15 protein-coding genes are annotated in these 17,319 nt (G+C 37.7%); 6 read left to right on the top strand and 9 right to left on the bottom strand.

What is annotated here, in order from left to right:
* Nucleotide 1: 1 nt before the first annotated feature.
* Complete coding sequence (locus tag LVD15_RS05395) at nucleotides 2-412, bottom strand: DUF4783 domain-containing protein (protein WP_233779283.1); 411 nt, start codon at nucleotides 410-412, stop codon at nucleotides 2-4.
* Nucleotides 413-1,004: 592 nt separating this feature from the next.
* Between LVD15_RS05395 and LVD15_RS05390 the strand changes: the two genes are divergently transcribed.
* From LVD15_RS05390 to ppk1, 4 genes are all read left to right on the top strand, one after another.
* Nucleotides 1,005-3,569: a TonB-dependent receptor gene (locus tag LVD15_RS05390; protein ID WP_233779282.1), complete on the top strand. Its 2,565-nt coding sequence runs from the start codon at nucleotides 1,005-1,007 to the stop codon at nucleotides 3,567-3,569.
* Nucleotides 3,570-3,583: 14 nt separating this feature from the next.
* Nucleotides 3,584-4,669, top strand: coding sequence for a hypothetical protein (locus tag LVD15_RS05385; RefSeq protein WP_233779281.1), 1,086 nt, complete (start codon nucleotides 3,584-3,586; stop codon nucleotides 4,667-4,669).
* A gap of 103 nt (nucleotides 4,670-4,772) precedes the next feature.
* Complete coding sequence (locus LVD15_RS05380; protein WP_233779280.1) at nucleotides 4,773-6,722, top strand: endonuclease; 1,950 nt, start codon at nucleotides 4,773-4,775, stop codon at nucleotides 6,720-6,722.
* Nucleotides 6,723-6,813: 91 nt separating this feature from the next.
* Entirely contained in the window at nucleotides 6,814-8,871 is a 2,058-nt protein-coding gene (ppk1, locus tag LVD15_RS05375; protein ID WP_233779279.1) for a polyphosphate kinase 1, read from the top strand.
* On the opposite strand, the gene LVD15_RS05370 is transcribed toward ppk1, so the two are convergent.
* From LVD15_RS05370 to LVD15_RS05360, 3 genes are read right to left on the bottom strand one after another with little or no spacing between them, the layout of a single operon-like run.
* Nucleotides 8,864-9,403 carry a Pycsar system effector family protein gene (locus tag LVD15_RS05370; protein ID WP_233779278.1) on the bottom strand — a complete coding sequence of 180 codons (540 nt, stop codon included), beginning with the start codon at nucleotides 9,401-9,403 and terminating at the stop codon, nucleotides 8,864-8,866. The genes ppk1 and LVD15_RS05370 overlap by 8 nt on opposite strands.
* Nucleotides 9,404-9,419: 16 nt before the next feature.
* Nucleotides 9,420-10,088: an HD domain-containing protein gene (locus tag LVD15_RS05365; protein WP_233779277.1), complete on the bottom strand. Its 669-nt coding sequence runs from the start codon at nucleotides 10,086-10,088 to the stop codon at nucleotides 9,420-9,422.
* 39 nt (nucleotides 10,089-10,127) lie between these two features.
* Nucleotides 10,128-11,339: an NAD(P)-dependent oxidoreductase gene (locus LVD15_RS05360; RefSeq protein WP_233779276.1), complete on the bottom strand. Its 1,212-nt coding sequence runs from the start codon at nucleotides 11,337-11,339 to the stop codon at nucleotides 10,128-10,130.
* A 97-nt stretch (nucleotides 11,340-11,436) separates the two neighbouring features.
* Here LVD15_RS05360 and LVD15_RS05355 point away from each other — a divergent pair, with 97 nt between their 5' ends.
* A complete protein-coding gene (locus tag LVD15_RS05355; protein ID WP_233779275.1) occupies nucleotides 11,437-12,039 on the top strand; it encodes a methyltransferase family protein in 603 nt (200 codons plus the stop codon).
* 22 nt (nucleotides 12,040-12,061) lie between these two features.
* Here the strand turns inward: LVD15_RS05355 and LVD15_RS05350 are convergent, their stop codons facing one another.
* From LVD15_RS05350 to LVD15_RS05335, 4 genes are read right to left on the bottom strand one after another with little or no spacing between them, the layout of a single operon-like run.
* Nucleotides 12,062-12,283, bottom strand: a complete 222-nt coding sequence (locus tag LVD15_RS05350; protein WP_233779274.1) for a hypothetical protein — start codon at nucleotides 12,281-12,283, stop codon at nucleotides 12,062-12,064.
* Nucleotides 12,284-12,295: 12 nt separating this feature from the next.
* A complete protein-coding gene (gene gltX, locus LVD15_RS05345) occupies nucleotides 12,296-13,846 on the bottom strand; it encodes a glutamate--tRNA ligase (RefSeq protein ID WP_233779273.1) in 1,551 nt (516 codons plus the stop codon).
* A 54-nt stretch (nucleotides 13,847-13,900) separates the two neighbouring features.
* The gene (locus LVD15_RS05340) at nucleotides 13,901-14,374 is read right to left on the bottom strand and encodes a hypothetical protein (protein WP_233779272.1); all 474 of its coding nucleotides are present in this window, start codon (nucleotides 14,372-14,374) and stop codon (nucleotides 13,901-13,903) included.
* The gene (locus tag LVD15_RS05335; protein WP_233779271.1) at nucleotides 14,371-14,751 is read right to left on the bottom strand and encodes a Rid family detoxifying hydrolase; all 381 of its coding nucleotides are present in this window, start codon (nucleotides 14,749-14,751) and stop codon (nucleotides 14,371-14,373) included. Before LVD15_RS05335 ends, LVD15_RS05340 begins: the two co-directional genes overlap by 4 nt.
* Nucleotides 14,752-14,800: 49 nt before the next feature.
* Here LVD15_RS05335 and LVD15_RS05330 point away from each other — a divergent pair, with 49 nt between their 5' ends.
* Entirely contained in the window at nucleotides 14,801-15,457 is a 657-nt protein-coding gene (locus LVD15_RS05330; protein ID WP_233779270.1) for a 3-hydroxyacyl-CoA dehydrogenase family protein, read from the top strand.
* 23 nt (nucleotides 15,458-15,480) lie between these two features.
* Here the strand turns inward: LVD15_RS05330 and glmS are convergent, their stop codons facing one another.
* Entirely contained in the window at nucleotides 15,481-17,316 is a 1,836-nt protein-coding gene (glmS, locus tag LVD15_RS05325) for a glutamine--fructose-6-phosphate transaminase (isomerizing) (RefSeq protein WP_233779269.1), read from the bottom strand.
* Between the last annotated feature and the right edge of the window lie 3 nt (nucleotides 17,317-17,319).

Genomic DNA, 17,319 nt, shown 5'->3' with positions numbered 1-17,319 from the left:
TCTATTCTTTGATGAAACTTATTTCATGAATAAGATACTTTCCATCAGAATTCTTTATTCTCACCCACACACGATAGGTCTGTTTGTTAGAAATATACTGGCCGATGGCATAAGGAAGACCTCCTTTAGACGCTCCTTGATGCACTATGGTGAAGCTGGTAGGAGGGTTGTTCTTGAAAAAATCTTTCATTACAAACTCCGCCTGGGTCTTACTATAGCTTTGCATTTCTCCATCAAGCGTTACGTCTACGTTTTGATTGAAGAATTTAGCAGTTTCTTTTGAGCTACCGGTTTTGATAGCCTCTTTAACATCATTAATAATATCACCTTGAGCCAGGCCTTCTAAAGATAGAATACCTACAAGTGTAAAAGCCAAGCCTAATACTATAATATGTTTTGTTATATTATTCATTTGATCCGTTACAGGTTTTATGTTCTTTGGTAATCTAAAACTATGCCAAGTTAAGCAATTGACGGAATTTCCAAATTAATATAATAGACACTGGTAAACAACCTACTTTTGGTAAATTTTAAGTGCGGGTACTTTTGGAGTATGTAACCCTTCAATTAAGGAGGAAAAGCTCCGATCTAATTATTTATAACAACACAATGCCTTCACAGGATTTATTATAGATAGTTACCTATAAGTAACCGTTATTATGACTTTTGATGAAGTAAAGTACATGATCAGCCTTGATTTTTAAGGTTAAAATAGAAGGCTTAAAATGGTCTGCAATCGATATCAGAAAAAACAGTTGATAAAAGATTGGATATTCATTTTCCAGTATATTATCTTGGAGCCGCGTATCAAATAACCTACTAATTCTCATTCAATTGCCATCAACATCTTCTTCATTCTTAACATTAAATTAATATTGGAGTGATATATTTTTCATTAAGATAAAATTTGCTGATTGACCAAACCATTGGGAATAGTATATCTTTGCGACGCAAAAATTATTTATGTAATAAATTAATCTATTTTCAAACCAAACAAACAAGGAATGAAACAATTTTTACAATTGGGAATTACTGTTGTCACTTTATTGGTGATGACGAGCTTTTCCGCTTTCGCCCAAACGGGGACTATAAGTGGTAAAGTTTTAGACGCAGACAGCGGCGAGCCCCTCATTGGAGCTAACGTGGTTGTCAAAGGAACTACCAAAGGTTCCACTACAGATTTAGGAGGTAACTTCAAGATTGGTAATGTTGATCCAGGAAACAAAACCATTGTAATTACTTATGTAGGTTATCAGTCAAAGGAATTAGCAGTAGATGTAAGTGCAGGGCAAGAGGCTAAAGTAGGAGAGATAAGTCTACCTGTTGATGCTGTTGGTTTGGATGAGATTGAAATTATTGCTTCAGTAGCTGTAGACCGAAAAACTCCAGTAGCTGTTTCTACCATTAAGGAAGATTATATTATTGAGAAGGCAGGAAACCAAGAATTTCCTGAGTTATTGAAAACTTCTCCTGGTATTTATGCTACCAAACAAGGTGGTGGTTTTGGTGATTCAAGGGTTACTGTTAGAGGGTTTAATGATGAGAACGTTGCTGTGTTAATTAACGGAGTTCCTGTTAATGACATGGAAAATGGTAATGTTTACTGGTCTAACTGGGCAGGATTAACAGATGTAACAAGATCTATGCAGGTTCAAAGAGGTCTTGGAGCATCTAAAGTGGCGGTACCTTCAATAGGTGGTACTATAAACATTCTTACTAAAACCACTGATGCTGAAAAAGGCGGATATCTTTATTATGGAATAGGTAATGATAACTATAACAAATTAGGATTTTCTCTTTCTACTGGCTTAACCGAAAATAATTGGGCAGTAACTGTAGCTGCAGCTAAGATAGAAGGAGATGGCTGGGCTGACGGTTTGCAATTTAAGTCATATAACTATTTCTTAAATGTTTCAAAAATGATCAATGAAAAACACACTATTTCATTGACTGGTTTTGGTGCACCTCAGTGGCATGGACAGCGTCAGAACAGGCATACAATGCAGACATTTAGAGATGCTCCGCAAGGAATTAAATTTAATTCTGACTGGGGAGTTTTAAATGGAGATGTAGTTAACGCAGAAGATAACTATTATCATAAACCACAATTTTCTTTAAACCATTACTGGACTATTAATGAAACTTCTGAACTTTCTACTGCTGTATACGCCTCTATAGGTGATGGTGGAGGTGGTGGCCGAAGCCTAAACAGTGAGCCAAGGTTACCTGGAAACGGAGCAGCTGAATATGGTCCTATAGACTTTGACGCTATTGCAGCTGAAAATGCGGCAAACCCTGATGGAAGTGCTTTGTCTTACTTATATAACTCTGTTAACAAGCATGAGTGGTATGGAGTGTTAAGTACGTACAATAAAGAAATCAACTCTAACTTAGATTTATTAGCAGGGGTTGATCTTAGATATTATGTGGGTCACCATTATAGAGAAATCAAAAATTTATTGGGAGCGCAATATTATTTAAGTGATGATGATGTAAATAACCCTAACAGAGCTATAGGTGTAGGAGATAAGTTTAGTTATAACAATGATGGAAAAGTTCTGTGGGAAGGCGTTTTTGCACAAGGAGAATATACTGTTAATAAATTATCTACTTTCCTATCATTAGCAGCATCTAACACTTCTTACCAAAGAATTGATTTCTTCCAAAAATTAGATAGTGATTCTGATCAAAAAACAGATTACTATAATTTCTTTGGTTATCAAATTAAAGGTGGAGCTAACTATAACCTAACTCGTAATCACAATGTATTTGCTAATGTAGGTTACTTTGAAAAAGCTCCAGGTTTTGACGCTGTATTCCCAGATAATAATAACGATGATATAAACGGTGATGCAGAAAACCAGAAGATATTAAGTTATGAAGTGGGTTATGGTTTTAGAAGCACTGCATTCAATGCTAACTTTAACGTTTACAGAACACAGTGGAAAGATAGAACATTAACAGCATCTTATAATGACGCTTCAACCAATCAATTGGTGTTCTTAAACCTTACAGGAGTAGAGGCTTTACACCAAGGTTTAGAATTAGATTTCACATATAGTCCAGTAAGTACATTTACTTTAAGAGGAATGTTCTCAATGGGAGATTGGACTTGGCAGAATGATATACAAGCTGTAAATGTGCTTAATGAAGATGGAGAGGTAGAGGCTGTGATAGATAACTTATATCTTAAAGACTTAAAAGTAGGTAATTCAGCGCAGACCACACTTTCTTTAGGGCTTGATTATACAATAGTAAACAACTTAAAAGTTGGTGCTACCTATAACTATTATGCAGATAACTATGCATACTTTGAACCTAATAGCAGAAGTGGTGAAGATTTTAGAGGGATTCAACCTTGGAAAATACCTGATTTCGGATTATTTGATTTGAATGCAGTATTTGATTTTGAAATAGGAGATATTTCCGCTTCATTATACGGAAACGTAACTAACCTATTTAATACTGAATATGTGTCTGATGCTACTGATGCAGAGACAATTGATAATGTAAATGTCTATTATGGAATAGGTAGACAGTGGACTGCTGGAGTAAAAATCAAATTCTAAAAAAATTGTCAAAAATGAATAAGTATATAGTTTATATATGTAGTCTCGTGATGCTTTTTATGGCCGCATGTGACCCAATGGATGAAGTTTACGAAGAACTTGATGAGGCAAATGGAGGTAATGGATTTCCTGCTAGCGAACTTGAGTTTACACTTACAGAAGATGATTACGGTTTAATTGCCAAACAACTTGATTCTGTTGAGTATTTTAGGTCTTATGAAGATGCAAAAGAATATATACCAGCACTACTTGATAGTTTATATCCTAATGTTGGAGGAGGTTCTAGTGCAACAGTAACTTTTAATTTATATGTACCTGTTTTTGCTGAGCAGGAAATTACATTAACCGGAGCAGATTATACAGCACTTGAATTAGAATATCCTAATTTAAGTAGTCAGTCTGAAATAATAGCTGCTGCTGATTTAAAAGTACCTGAGGCTGAAGATGGAGATGTAATCTCTTTGACTTACGATTATTATAGCAGCGGACAGGTAACTGAACGTACAAGTCTTTTAGGTTCTTTGGATGGAGCTTGGTATACGCTTTTCGTTCCTACTTCTGATGATTATCAAGCTTTGGGACAGTCGTATCCTAATTTTGATGACTTTGGAGAGGCTACACATAATTTACCTATCTATTTTAACTCATTATTCCCTTATGCAGTAGAAGGTGAAACTAAGGTTGTATATATTGATTACTATGGAGGTGAAGCAAGTTCTTACCTAATTCCGGTTTATTTTAACGATGGTAGCTGGGAAGCACCAGGCGGGACCATACAATTTGGTAAAAGCGAAGGAATTTGGGTTCCTGATAACACTATTAGATATACCCTTTCAGGAAGCGATTATGATGCTATTGCAGCTAATGAAGAAATTGGAAGCGAATCAGCTAGAGGTAACTTAGCTTCTTATGGAAACTTCAATACTAATAGCTGGAGTGATGAAGATATTCTAGCTGGCCTTAGTTATATCCTATTAGAGAATTTCCCTGGTTATGAAGAGGGGCAAAGAGTACTAGTTTCTTTTGATACCTATCCTGACGGTCTTAAAAGTATGCACGTAGTTCTTTCAGGTGGAGAGTATATTCTGTTTGAGAACTAGTGAATTATAATGAATAAATAAAAAGGACTACTTCTATGAGGTAGTCCTTTTTGTTGTTTATTGTTTCTTAATTTATTGAATGAACTAGAAATACCCTTTTATAATGAACCATAACTTTTTTATTAAGCGAATAGCCAGAACTCTAGGAGTTATTTTTTTGATGTTAGTTAGTATAGTAGCATTTTCTCAAGCTCCTGAGGGTTACTATGATGATACAGATGGTGTGTATGGCGAAGATCTCCAACAGGCGTTACATGAAATTATCCGAAATCATACGCGTTTTTCATATGAGCAAGTAAAAGATTTTATTGAAGTAGCTGATGCCGATCCTGCAAATGAGGGCCGTATCATTCTTTTTTATAGTGATCGCTCAGAACTAGCAAGTAATATTGGTAGTAGTGGAGATACATGGAATCGGGAACATATTTGGGCTAAGTCTCATGGTTTTCCTGAAGAAAGTGATACTGCTTATACTGATTTCCATCATTTGAGGCCCTCTGATGCCAGTGTTAACTCAAGTAGGAGTAATAAAGATTTTAACAATGTAGAACATACTGCTGGAAATGAGGAGGGAGAAGCTGCAGATACCTACACTAATGATGATTATTGGGAGCCGAGAGATGCAATAAAGGGAGATGTAGCCAGAATGATGTTTTACATGGCTACCAGATATAATAGTGCATCTCTTGACCTTGAGTTGGTAGATAGACTGTCGTTATCAGGAAGACCTGAATTCGGCGTACTTTATACTTTGCTTGAGTGGCATGAGCAGGATCCTGTTTCTCAAGAGGAAATTGATAGAAATAATATCGTCTTTGAGTGGCAAGGAAACAGAAATCCATTTGTTGATCACCCTGAATGGGTAAGCAGTATCTGGGGAAATGTTGCATTACCTCTTTTATTCGGAAATACAGCTAATTTTAATCCTGATTTTGGGTTCGTTCCTATTGGCTCATCCAAGGTACAACAGTATAGTCTTAATAGTTATAATTTGATGGGAGGCATTACTGTAGAGGCAAGTGGAGCTTTTGAAGTATCTCTTGATAATGAAAACTGGACTCAATATTTAGAAATTCCACAAGAAGGGTTAGATCAATCAAATACTATCTACATGAAGTTTACTCCTACCTCTGAAGGAGAAGAGTACTCAGCAAATATTGTTCATAGTACCATGATGAGTAATTACCAACTTCGTGTTACAGGGCAGGAAGGAGAAATTGAAGTGTTGAGTATCGCAGAAGCAAGAGAAGTTCCTGTTGGAGAATCAGTAAGTATAGCAGGTGTAGTGATAGACCGAGGAAATAACAATGATGATAATAGGGTGATTTATGATGGCACTGCCGGTATTGTGGTGAGGAGTTTTGATCCTGGAAATGAGTCTGAGCAGTATGAAGAAGGGGATAGTATCTTGGTAAGTGGTATTTTAAGCAGTTATAACAATTTATTGCAGATATCTGAGTCTCCCATTACCATTGAGTTACTTAAGTCAGGTGCTGCTATTCCTGAAGCACAAGTGTTGACCATTAGTGAAATTGGAGAAAATGAAGAGTCAGAACTGGTTAAAATTGAGGGAGTGGAATTTATTACGTCTGGAACTTTTCAATCAGGGAACTCAGCTTTTACGGATGGTTCTAATAATTTCACTTTCAGAATAGGTGGCAGTACGCACCCTTTAATAGGAATGGAAATACCTATAGGAAAAGTGGATATTGTAGGAATAATAGGGCAGTTTGAAAATGATTATCAAATATCTGCACGGGATGAATTTGATATTATTGAGGTAGAAGAACCATTAACTACAGGTTTGGGTGATGAATTAGATGATAGAATTTCTATTTATCCGAACCCTGTTACTAATGATTTGTATTTACAAAGTGACCTTGCATCTTCTTATAGTTACGTTTTGTCAGATATGAATGGGAACAAGGTTTTAGCATCTAATAATGTTGATGGAACCAATATATTAGATGTTTCTACTGTTTCTAGGGGAATGTATTTTCTTACACTTACTGATGATAAGGGGAGTCATACTTATAAGGTAATAAAACAATAAAATTTTAGCATAAAAAGGGCTGTTCATAAGAGCAGCCCTTTTTTATTCCCATTCACCTAACTTTATCTAAGGGTCAGCTGTTGATAAACAAATGAAAGACACTGAAAGGTATAATGATAGAGAGCTGAGCTGGCTTTCGTTTAATAAAAGGGTTCTTATGGAGGCGGCAGATACGGCTGTTCCGCTTTATGAGAGAATTAAATTTTTGGCGATCTACTCATCTAATCTTGATGAGTTTTTTCGTGTTAGAGTAGCTTCAATACGCAGTATCGTTGATATCGATAAGAAAAAGATCAATAAAAAGTTTAATACTAAGCCTAAGAAGATCTTAGAAAGCATCTTAGAAGAGGTGCATAAACAGCAAGAGGAATTTGGCGAGATCAAGCGAGAGGTTATTATTCCTGAATTGAAGCAGCATAATATTATTCTTTATAGGGAAGAGCCCATCATTCCGGAGCATCGTAAACCAGTAGAGCATTATTTTAAAAGCAAAGTGCTCTCCTACCTACAGCCCGTAATATTAAGCAGAGATAATTCCAGAACGCCTTATTTAGACAATCGTGCGTTGTATTTTGCTATGATTTTAGAGAATGCCTCAGGTGATATAGAATATGCACATGTAAACATACCTACTGATTCCCTACCTAGGTTTGTGGAGTTGCCAAAAGAAAATGGCTACTATTATTATATCGCTATAGATGATATTATTAGGGAGAATCTGGGCTTCTTGTTTCAAAATTATAAAGTGCGAGGTGTGTATGCTATTAAGCTTAACCGAGACGCAGACCTTAATATTGATGATGAATACTCTGGAAATCTGGTTAAAAAAATAAGAAAGCAGATAGAAAAGCGAAATTTGGGTGTCCCTTCCCGGTTTTTATACGATAGTGACATGCCGGAAGATCTGCTTGATTTTCTGATTAAAAAGTTTCAATTAGAGGCTGATGATATAGTGCCGGGTGGCAGATATCATAATATGTATGATCTATTCGATTTGCCTAATCCGATTAAACCAAAACTGGAAAATGAGCCTTTAAAGACTATCAGGAAACAGAAACTAGAGAACACTTCCTCTGTTTTTCTAGCGATAGATGAGGGGGATCTTATGCTGCATTTTCCTTATCAGAGTTATGATTATGTGCTCCGCTTTTTTAATGAAGCGGCTATGGATCCTGATGTTACGGAGATTAAAGCTACTTTTTATAGAATTGCCGCTAATTCCTTTGTGAGTAATGCACTTATAAGTGCCGCGCACAATGGAAAAAAGGTTACTGTTTTTGTAGAAATAAAAGCTCGCTTCGATGAGAAGAATAACCTTGTTTGGGCTGAGAAAATGGAACAGGCAGGCATAAAGATTATCTACAGCATACCTGGGCTAAAAGTGCATGCTAAAGTAGCCATGGTTACTAAGCAACTTCCTTCCGGTGAGCAAATAAAGTATGGGTATTTCGGTACGGGCAATTTCAACGAAAAAACGGCAGAGATCTATGCTGATGAAGCCCTGTTTACCAATCATGAAGAGTTGACTGATGAGCTCGGCAGGGTGTTTACTTACCTGGAAACAAGAGAAGAGATAGCGCCATTCAAACAGCTTTTGGTGTCTCAGTTCAATATTACTGATAGGTTTAAGGCATTAGTAGATCAGGAAATAGAAAATGTAAAGCAAGGAGGCAAAGGACATATCATTTTGAAGCTAAATAACCTGCAAGATGATATTATGATAGATAAGCTTTATGAAGCCAGTCAGGCCGGAGTAAAAGTAGAGTTGATAGTTAGGGCCATCTGTTGCATTAGAGCAGGAGTAGAAGGGCTGAGTGAGAATATAACAGTAAAGCGTATAGTGGACCGGTATCTGGAGCACTCCCGAGTTTTCTGTTTTTATAATAATGGAGAAAATATCTTATTTCAAGGCTCTGCTGATTGGATGAAGCGCAACCTATACCGTAGAATTGAAGTGGTATTTCCTATTCTTGATGAAAAGTTAAAAGAGGAAATTCTCAAGCTTTTGGAAATTCAGCTTAAAGACAATACCAAAGCTTGCTACCTGGATAAGGATCTGAATAATGTTCGTGTTCAAAATGATCTACCTAAGGTCCATGCGCAAGTAGATTTTCACCATTGGCTGGAGCAGCGAGAGCAGACTATTTAGAAGGGAAAAACACAAAGGCAATTATAAATGCTATAACTGCTGCTACAAATCCAAACATAAAAATGGTATAGGATTTACGTAGCATTCTATATTTTTTGCCCAAAACTATGCCTAGGAAATAGATGTCTTTGATCATACTGCCATATAAAAAATCAGAGTCTTTCATCATTTCCTGCATTCCCCACATGTAGTTATCTAACTCCATACTGTGAAAATTGCCGAAAAATAGCAAGTTCGTTTTTCTGCTCTCTATGTCTTCTCTGGTAAAAGTACCAGATGAAATGTTAGGGCGAGTAGCTAAAACCGCAAAAACAATGGTGGTAAGGCATACAGCTACCATCATTATTCCAGGTATAATCAGGTTAGGGTAGTCATCTAGCTTACGAAACAGCAATGATACCAACACTGATAATATTATGGAGTTAATAGAGATCATGATGTTGGCCTTGTTATCAGCCATGCCGCTGAGCGTAAGGTGATTTTTAGAGGTGATTCTAAACATAGTTTCTATTCCTCTACCTGGCTTTTTCACTTTTTTACTTTTCGCTTCAGGCTCGGTGGGGGATTCCCCTTTTTAACTTTTTAAGCTTTTCTTCCAGTCTTTTTATTTCATCAGATTTATAGTCGGCACAGTTTTCTTTTAACCATTCCCTATTTCCTTCTTTTTGTTGTTCCAAGACCTCAGTGCCGTATTTGGTGAAATATTTATGTTTATCAATAAACTCAAGGGTTCTGAGACACCAATCTTCATGAGAAAAATTAACTCCATGAATAGCTGCCAGTTCTTTTCTTAAGGATTCCGTTCTTCTTTTGAACTTAGTAGAGCTGAGGTGGTATAAATCTGAGTCACAAAGAATTTGGGCTGATATGGAATCAGGATTTTGTGGCATTTCAGTAGCCTTAATAAGAGACTCCACCACGGTGATATCTTCATTACTCATGCCCCATTCGCTGAGTTTGTCACGCATAACACCACACCCACTTTCTTCATGCTTTTCCTTCCCGCAAATATATCCTACATCATGAAACCAAGCTGCTATTATTACCAATTCGGTCTCTTTAGGAGTAAGATTTTCCTTTGAGCAAAGGTCAGCCGCTGCTTCCACCACATCTCTGGTATGCTCTAAATTATGATAATGATATCCTTCCGGAAGAGTATTTAAAAGCTCTGTTGTATATACTCTTGATTTACAAATCAGTTCAGTTTCCTTGTACATTAGCTTAAATGTAGAAAAAATATTGTTTCAGATCAAAAATCAGTTGCCTTCCACATAATCTTGAAGATAAGTATATTTTTGGGTTAATACGCCATCTTTTGTAATAGTAGCCCTCTCTATGATCGAATCGCTGTCTTCTCCTAATAAATGAGGAAGTACATTGTCAATTAACTCGCGCCCAAAATCTTGAGAGGCATTGCGGGGAAGCTCGCAAGGCAGATTATCTACGGCCATTACTGTTATATTTCCTTCATCAGTAAGCGCTTGTTCTACTATGCCTTGGCTGGGTTCATAGTCATAGATAGGATCATCTATAGTGCTGGGCTGCTTGGTAGAAGGGATAGAGCCTTCTATGTCACAAGTGATGTCAGCAATAACCTTTATTTTAAACTCTGGGGTACAAATGTCTTCTCGCTTAAATAGAACGGGCGCCCTGGGGTCCCAAAATGCTCCGGCAATGAGCATATCAGCTTGCTCAGCATAGGGCAAGAAGCTGCTTTCATAGTTTTCTGGATGCTGGAAGAAATCATTTCTCACGAAGTCAGAGCCATCTTTCGGGGTATTGTAATCTCTGCTATTTAATTGTACAAAAACCGGGAAGTCAAAAGTTCTATATAGAAATTCAGCAGGAGACACCCTTCTTATACCCATTCCCATGAGCACTTCCATGGCACCTTTAGCTACTCTGCCACCACCGGTTAAGGCAATTTTTATAGGAGGTAGTTTTACCTTTTTATATTCGGTCTTAAGATCATCCAGGTCGAAACACTCGTGGGCTCTTCTGATATGATATAAATTATAGCGCTTACCATAGGTCCAAATGGCGTTATAAGCACCTACTATGCCCGCATACCTTCCAAAAGCCACTATTCGCTTACCGGTTTTATCAGTAAGTGTTTCGTAGTCTATCAGCCTTATTTTTTTCTCTAAAATGGCTTGCAACAGCGCTCGATTATAAGGTTGAGCTTTTATAGTATGTGAGAAGAAAAAATAGGTTTTATTTTCTATGAGGTCTTTTATCGGCACCTCTTTTACGCCCATCAGCACATCGCAATCAGCCACAGAGTCTGTTACCGTAACCTGATTAGTTCTGTATTCATCGTTTTCAAAACATCTGATATCACTTCGCTGGCAGATGAGGTCTACATTAAAGGTGTTCTTTACCTCTTTAGCCTGTGCAGGTATAAACGGTACCCTACGATCTACCGGGATCTTTCCTTCTTTTAATATTCCAATCTTTGTGCTTGCCATGTTTTTTAAACGTAAAGGTTTAGTTAAATTGCTGCCTAACAAATATAAAATTTATCGCCTATAATCAAGGGTGATGTTACTTTTTAGTAGTTTTAAAATGCCTTTATATATAGATTATTTACTATTGGTAGTGGGGTGGCTGGTATACTTTGTATTGCATAGCGGGTTGGCAACAGTAAGGGTTAAAGAAGCAGTCAGTAGCAAGTTGGGTTTGTCAGTAGCCGGGTATCGTATATTTTATAATATTATAGCTTTACTGGGAGTCTTGGTATTACTTTTTTATAACGGCACGCTTATTCCACCTAAGTTAATACCTCAGATGGGTTTTATTAAATACTTTAGCCTGCTTACCGCCGGTATTGGTGTGATAATTATCAATTCTGCTTTTAAACAATATAGCACCAGTGGATTTTTAGGATTGGCTAGAGAAGAGTCAGGGAAACTGAAGACCAAGGGCATTTTATCCTATATCAGGCATCCGTTGTACTCAGCCACAATTCTAATTTTCATAGGATTTTTTCTGTATGATTCTCGTTTGGCTACGCTTATTAGTGTGCTCTGTGTATTTGTATATTTACCAATAGGCATCTACCTTGAAGAAAAGAAGCTTATCAAAATTTATGGGGATGAATACAGAGCCTATAAAAAAAGGGTACCAGCACTGATACCCTCTTATAAAACGATCTTAGATAATTTCTAATTTTTAGAATCGACCATTAAGCTTATTCTTCTTCATCAGATTTCTTAAGCTTGTCAAAGTCATCTCTATCAATTAGCTTTTTGTCTTCTACATTTTTATTGAGAAACTCATTGATCTTATCGATATTATAATTCGTCTGAATTTCACCGAAAGAATCTATTTGAATATCGAAACCTTTTAAATCAGGATTAACCTTAGGCTTATCCTTTTTCTTTTTGTCTTTATTGGATTCTTTCTTTGCCATAGCTCTAAAAGTTTAGTTCACCTGTTTTACCGGTAACTCTTCTATCGCCTTTTGAATTCGATCGGCCACATTCTTGGCGCCTAATATTTCTATGATCTCCATCAAATCAGGACCACCACCTTTACCGGTAATTGCAAGTCTTACTGCTTGCATCACTTGTCCTAGTTTAACGCCTTTTTGCTCTAATATGTTATTTAGTATTTCTTTAGCTGAGTCTGCAGTTAGTTCTTCAGTTTTCAAAATCTCTTCTTTATAGGCAGTAAGGACGTCTACAGCTACCTCAGTCCATTTTTTCTTGGTTACGCCCTGATCATATTCTTCAGGTAGAGTAAAGAAAAATTGACCTTCAGTATAAAGCTCCTGCGGGAAGGTGACACGTTCTTTCATAGCACCGCATACCCTCTCCAGAATATCAGCATCATAAGCAATATTATTGGCTTCAAGCTCCTTCTTGAGGTACTTACTTAGCTCCTCGTTAGATTTTGCTTTTAAATATTGCTGGTTATACCATTTGGCTTTCTCAATATCGAATTTTGCTCCTGATTTTCCTATTCTTTCAATAGCAAAAGTTTGTACCAGATCTTCAAAAGTAAATATCTCTTGCTCGGTGCCTGGGTTCCAGCCCAAGAAGGCCAGGAAGTTCACAAAGGCATCAGGCAGATACCCAGCTTCTCTAAAGCCGCTATAAGTTTCAGGGTTTCCATCTTTACCAGGGAAAACGCCGCTGATAGGGAATACCGGGAAACCAAGTTTATCTCCGTCTCTTTTACTTAGTTTACCGTTACCATCAGGCTTTAGTAAAAGTGGGAGGTGGGCAAACTGAGGCATATTTTCTTCCCAGCCTAAGAATTTATATAAAAGCACGTGTAGTGGAGCCGATGGCAACCATTCCTCACCACGGATCACATGGGTAATTTTCATTAAGTAGTCATCCACCACGTTAGCCAGGTGATAGGTAGGCATACCGTCTGACTTCATAAGTACTTTGTCATCTATGGTTGATGAATGAACCATAACCCAGCCTCTTACCATGTCATTGAGCCTTACTTCCTCTTTAAGAGGCACCTTTAAGCGAATTACATATGGCTCACCTGCAGCAATTTTTTCTTTCACCTCTTCTTCAGGTAAAGTCAGAGAATTGCGCATTTGCATTCTGGTAATGGCATTGTACTGAGGAGTGTTCACTCTGGCGGCTTTTAAGCGCTCTCTCATCGCGTCTAGTTCCTCAGGGGTATCAAAGGCATAGTAAGCATTACCTTCGTCAATTAGCTTTTGTGCATACTGCGCATACATGTCTTTGCGCTCAGACTGTCTGTAAGGGCCATACTCTCCTTCTTCATAAGGGCTCTCATCAGGGATAATGCCTATCCACTCTAATGATTCCTTTATATAATCTTCGGCACCGGGTACAAATCTTGCCTGGTCTGTATCTTCTATCCGAAGGATCATTTTACCCTTGTTCTGCTTGGCAAACAGATAGTTATATAGAGCTGTTCTTACACCTCCTACATGCAGCGCTCCCGTAGGGCTGGGAGCGAACCTAACGCGTACTTCTTTGTCCATTTTTTTTGTGATTTCTGGCCAACAAAAGTACAAAAACTTAATTAAGGATAATAATTAAGGGGTTAGGTTTAAAGTTCTGTTAATCAGGTTTCGACTCATTTTTATCTGCTTGTTGAAGTTTAAAATAGTGACAGTATAATTTGCCAGGCAGGCAGCAAAGGCCACACAGGCATAGCCATACTCTTTTTGATATAAAATAAAAAAGCAGCCTACTAACAGAGTAAATACACTCCAAAAAGATAGAAATAGAAAAGAGCTAAAAAACAGGTTGTATCTTAAGAATATGATACATCCGCGGCTGGAAGCTTCAACGCGGCCGATGATAAGAGGAAGGTAATTTTGGGGATAGGTAACCTTACGAGAAATCCTGAAATTATCATGATGAACATTACCAATAAACAGAATGCTGTCATTGTTTCTCTCCTGCATAAGGGTGGCAGGATGGGTTACTGCTCGTAAGGATTGGGTTATTTGTTCTGCCGAAAGCGGCAGAACAAGAGTCTCACTTTTATGTGGAATAACTGTCATTTAACGGCAATGCAGGATATTTCAACATTTACATTTTTAGGAAGGCAGCTTACTTCCACAGTCTCTCTGGCCGGTGGGTTAGTAAGGAAATATTTGCCATAGATAGTATTTACCAGCTGAAAGTTATTCATATCGCTTACGAAAATGCTACATTTCACCACATGATCAAAGGTAAGGCCCGCTTCGGTAAGAATGTGCTCCAGGTTTTTCATTACCTGTTCGGTTTCTACTTCTATGTTATCGTTAATAATATTGCCTGAAGCTTGGTCAATAGCAATTTGACCAGATACATAAAGGGTATCTTTGATCATTACGGCTTGGCTATAAGGGCCGATAGGGGCAGGCGCATTGGAGCTATTTACAATTGTTTTACTCATAATGTCGGTTAATTGGTGATTTATTTATTTTTGTATAAAACTGCAAAATATGGATTTATTAATAATAGGTAACGAAGAAAATGTTAATGATGTTAAGAGCAAGTTTAAGAATCTTCACACCTATACACATATAGATGAGGTCGAAAATCCGGATTTAAGTGATTATGATTATGTCTTCGACTTTCAGATAGACGAAACACCTGAACGGTTTGGTGTTTATGCTCAGGAGGAAAAGGCCATTATTTTTATTAATACGGTGAAGGTTTCTTTAACGGAGCTGGCATTTATCTATGGGCGTCCGGAAGGGCAGGTGTATGGATTTGCCGGTATTCCTGGTTTTTTATCAAGAGAGCTTATGGAAGTAACTTCTTTTGATGAGGCGCGGTCTGAAGTGTTAAGTGCTTGTGAAAAGCTGGGTACAGACTGTCAATGGGTAATGGATAGGGTAGGAATGGTTACTCCCAGGATTATTTTTATGATTATCAATGAGGCTTATTACACCGTGCAAGAAGGAACTGCCACTAAAGAAGATGTTGATAAAGGCATGAAGCTGGGTACTAATTACCCTTATGGCCCTTTTGAATGGGCAGAGAAGATAGGCCTGCAAAATGTATATGAAACGCTGGAAGCTCTTTATGAAGATACTAAAGAGGAGCGATATAAAATATGCCCGATGCTAAAGAAAGAATATATGCTGGCCAGATAAGCCAGCATATATAGTAATGATGTTTATTCTACAGTAACAGATTTGGCCAAGTTCCTGGGTTGGTCTACGTTACACCCTCTCATTACAGCTATATGGTATGATAATAACTGGAGAGGAATAACAGATACCATAGGCATAAGCGCTTCATCTGTTTTTGGTACTTCTATTACAAATTCAGCCATCTGAGGTATAAGTGCATCGCCTTCTGTAACTACAGCTATTACCTTACCTTTCCTGGCTTTCACTTCCTGAATATTAGAGACTACTTTGTCATAAGAACTATCTCTGGTAGCAATAAATACTACAGGCATTTCTTCATCTATTAAAGCAATAGGTCCGTGCTTCATTTCTGCAGCAGGGTAACCTTCTGCATGGATATAAGAAATTTCCTTAAGCTTAAGAGCTCCTTCCAAAGCCACAGGGAAGTTATAACCTCTTCCTAAGTAGATGAAGTTACGGGCATTCTGAAATCTTTCAGAAATAGCCTTAATCTGATCATCAAGCTTAAGCGCTTTTTCTACTTTAGCAGGAATATTTTCTAGTTCCACTAATAGCTCATGATATCTTCTCTCTGTGATGGTTCCTTTTTGATGAGCCACTCTAAGAGCTATCATGTTAAGCACGGTAAGTTGAGCCGTAAATGCTTTAGTGCTGGCTACTCCTATTTCTGGTCCGGCATGTGTATAAGCTCCTTCATGTGATATTCTTGAAATAGAAGAACCTACCACGTTACAAACACCAAAAATAATAGCGCCTTTAGATTTTGCTAATTCAATGGCTGCTAACGTATCTGCTGTTTCTCCTGATTGAGAAATGGCAAACACCACATCACCTTCATTGATTACAGGGTTACGGTATCTAAATTCCGAAGCATATTCAACTTCTACTGGTATGCGGCAAAATTCTTCGAAGAAATATTCAGCAACAAGACCTGCATGCCACGATGTACCGCAGGCTACAATTATAATTCTCTCCGCACTTACCAGCTTGTTTGCATATTCTCTGATGCCACCAAGAACCAAACGGCCTTCGTTAGCGCTGAGTCTTCCACGCATACAATCTCCGATAGAACGAGGCTGCTCAAAGATTTCTTTTAACATGAAATGCTCGTAACCACCTTTTTCAATGGCTTCAAGCTCCATGTCAAGCGTTTGGATATAAGGTGTGCTAGGCACATCCTGAGTGTTCTTCAGTTTAAGTTCATTATTATCTATGATGGCTATTTCATAATCGTTAAGATAAACTACTTCATTAGTGTACTCAATGATTGGGGTAGCATCAGAGGCTAAGAAAAACTCGTCTTTTCCTACACCTATAACCAAAGGACTTCCTTTTCTGGCAGCTATAAGCATGTCAGGGTTGTCCTGAGACATGATAACGATTGCATATGCTCCTACCACTTTGGTCAAAGCCAATCTTACGGCCTCTTCCAGAGAGCAGTTGTTGTTTTCTTGAATATCTTCTATGAAGTGAATAAATACTTCAGAATCTGTTTCACTTAGGAATTCGTGTCCTTTTTTTATAAGATCCTGCTTAAGAGCACTGTAGTTTTCAATAATACCATTATGAATAATGGCTAGGTTTTTAGAGCGAGAATAGTGAGGGTGAGCATTAGTGTCATTAGGCTCACCGTGAGTAGCCCAACGGGTATGACCTATACCTATATGGCTGTTTAAATCTTCATCATAGAGTGTTTTTTCAAGGTCCATCACTCTTCCCTTTTTCTTATATACATTGAGGCCATTATTAAGTAAGGCGATACCGGCGCTATCATAGCCCCGGTATTCTAGCCTTTTTAAACCTTTAATAATTACCTCATGAGCCTGTCTCGACCCCACGTAAGCAACAATGCCGCACATATT

It is taken from the genome of Fulvivirga maritima (assembly GCF_021389955.1).
GTDB classification, from domain to species: Bacteria; Bacteroidota; Bacteroidia; order Cytophagales; family Cyclobacteriaceae; genus Fulvivirga; species Fulvivirga maritima.
Note: the sequence above shows the minus strand (reverse complement) of the source record. Positions and strands in the feature narration are given on the sequence as shown.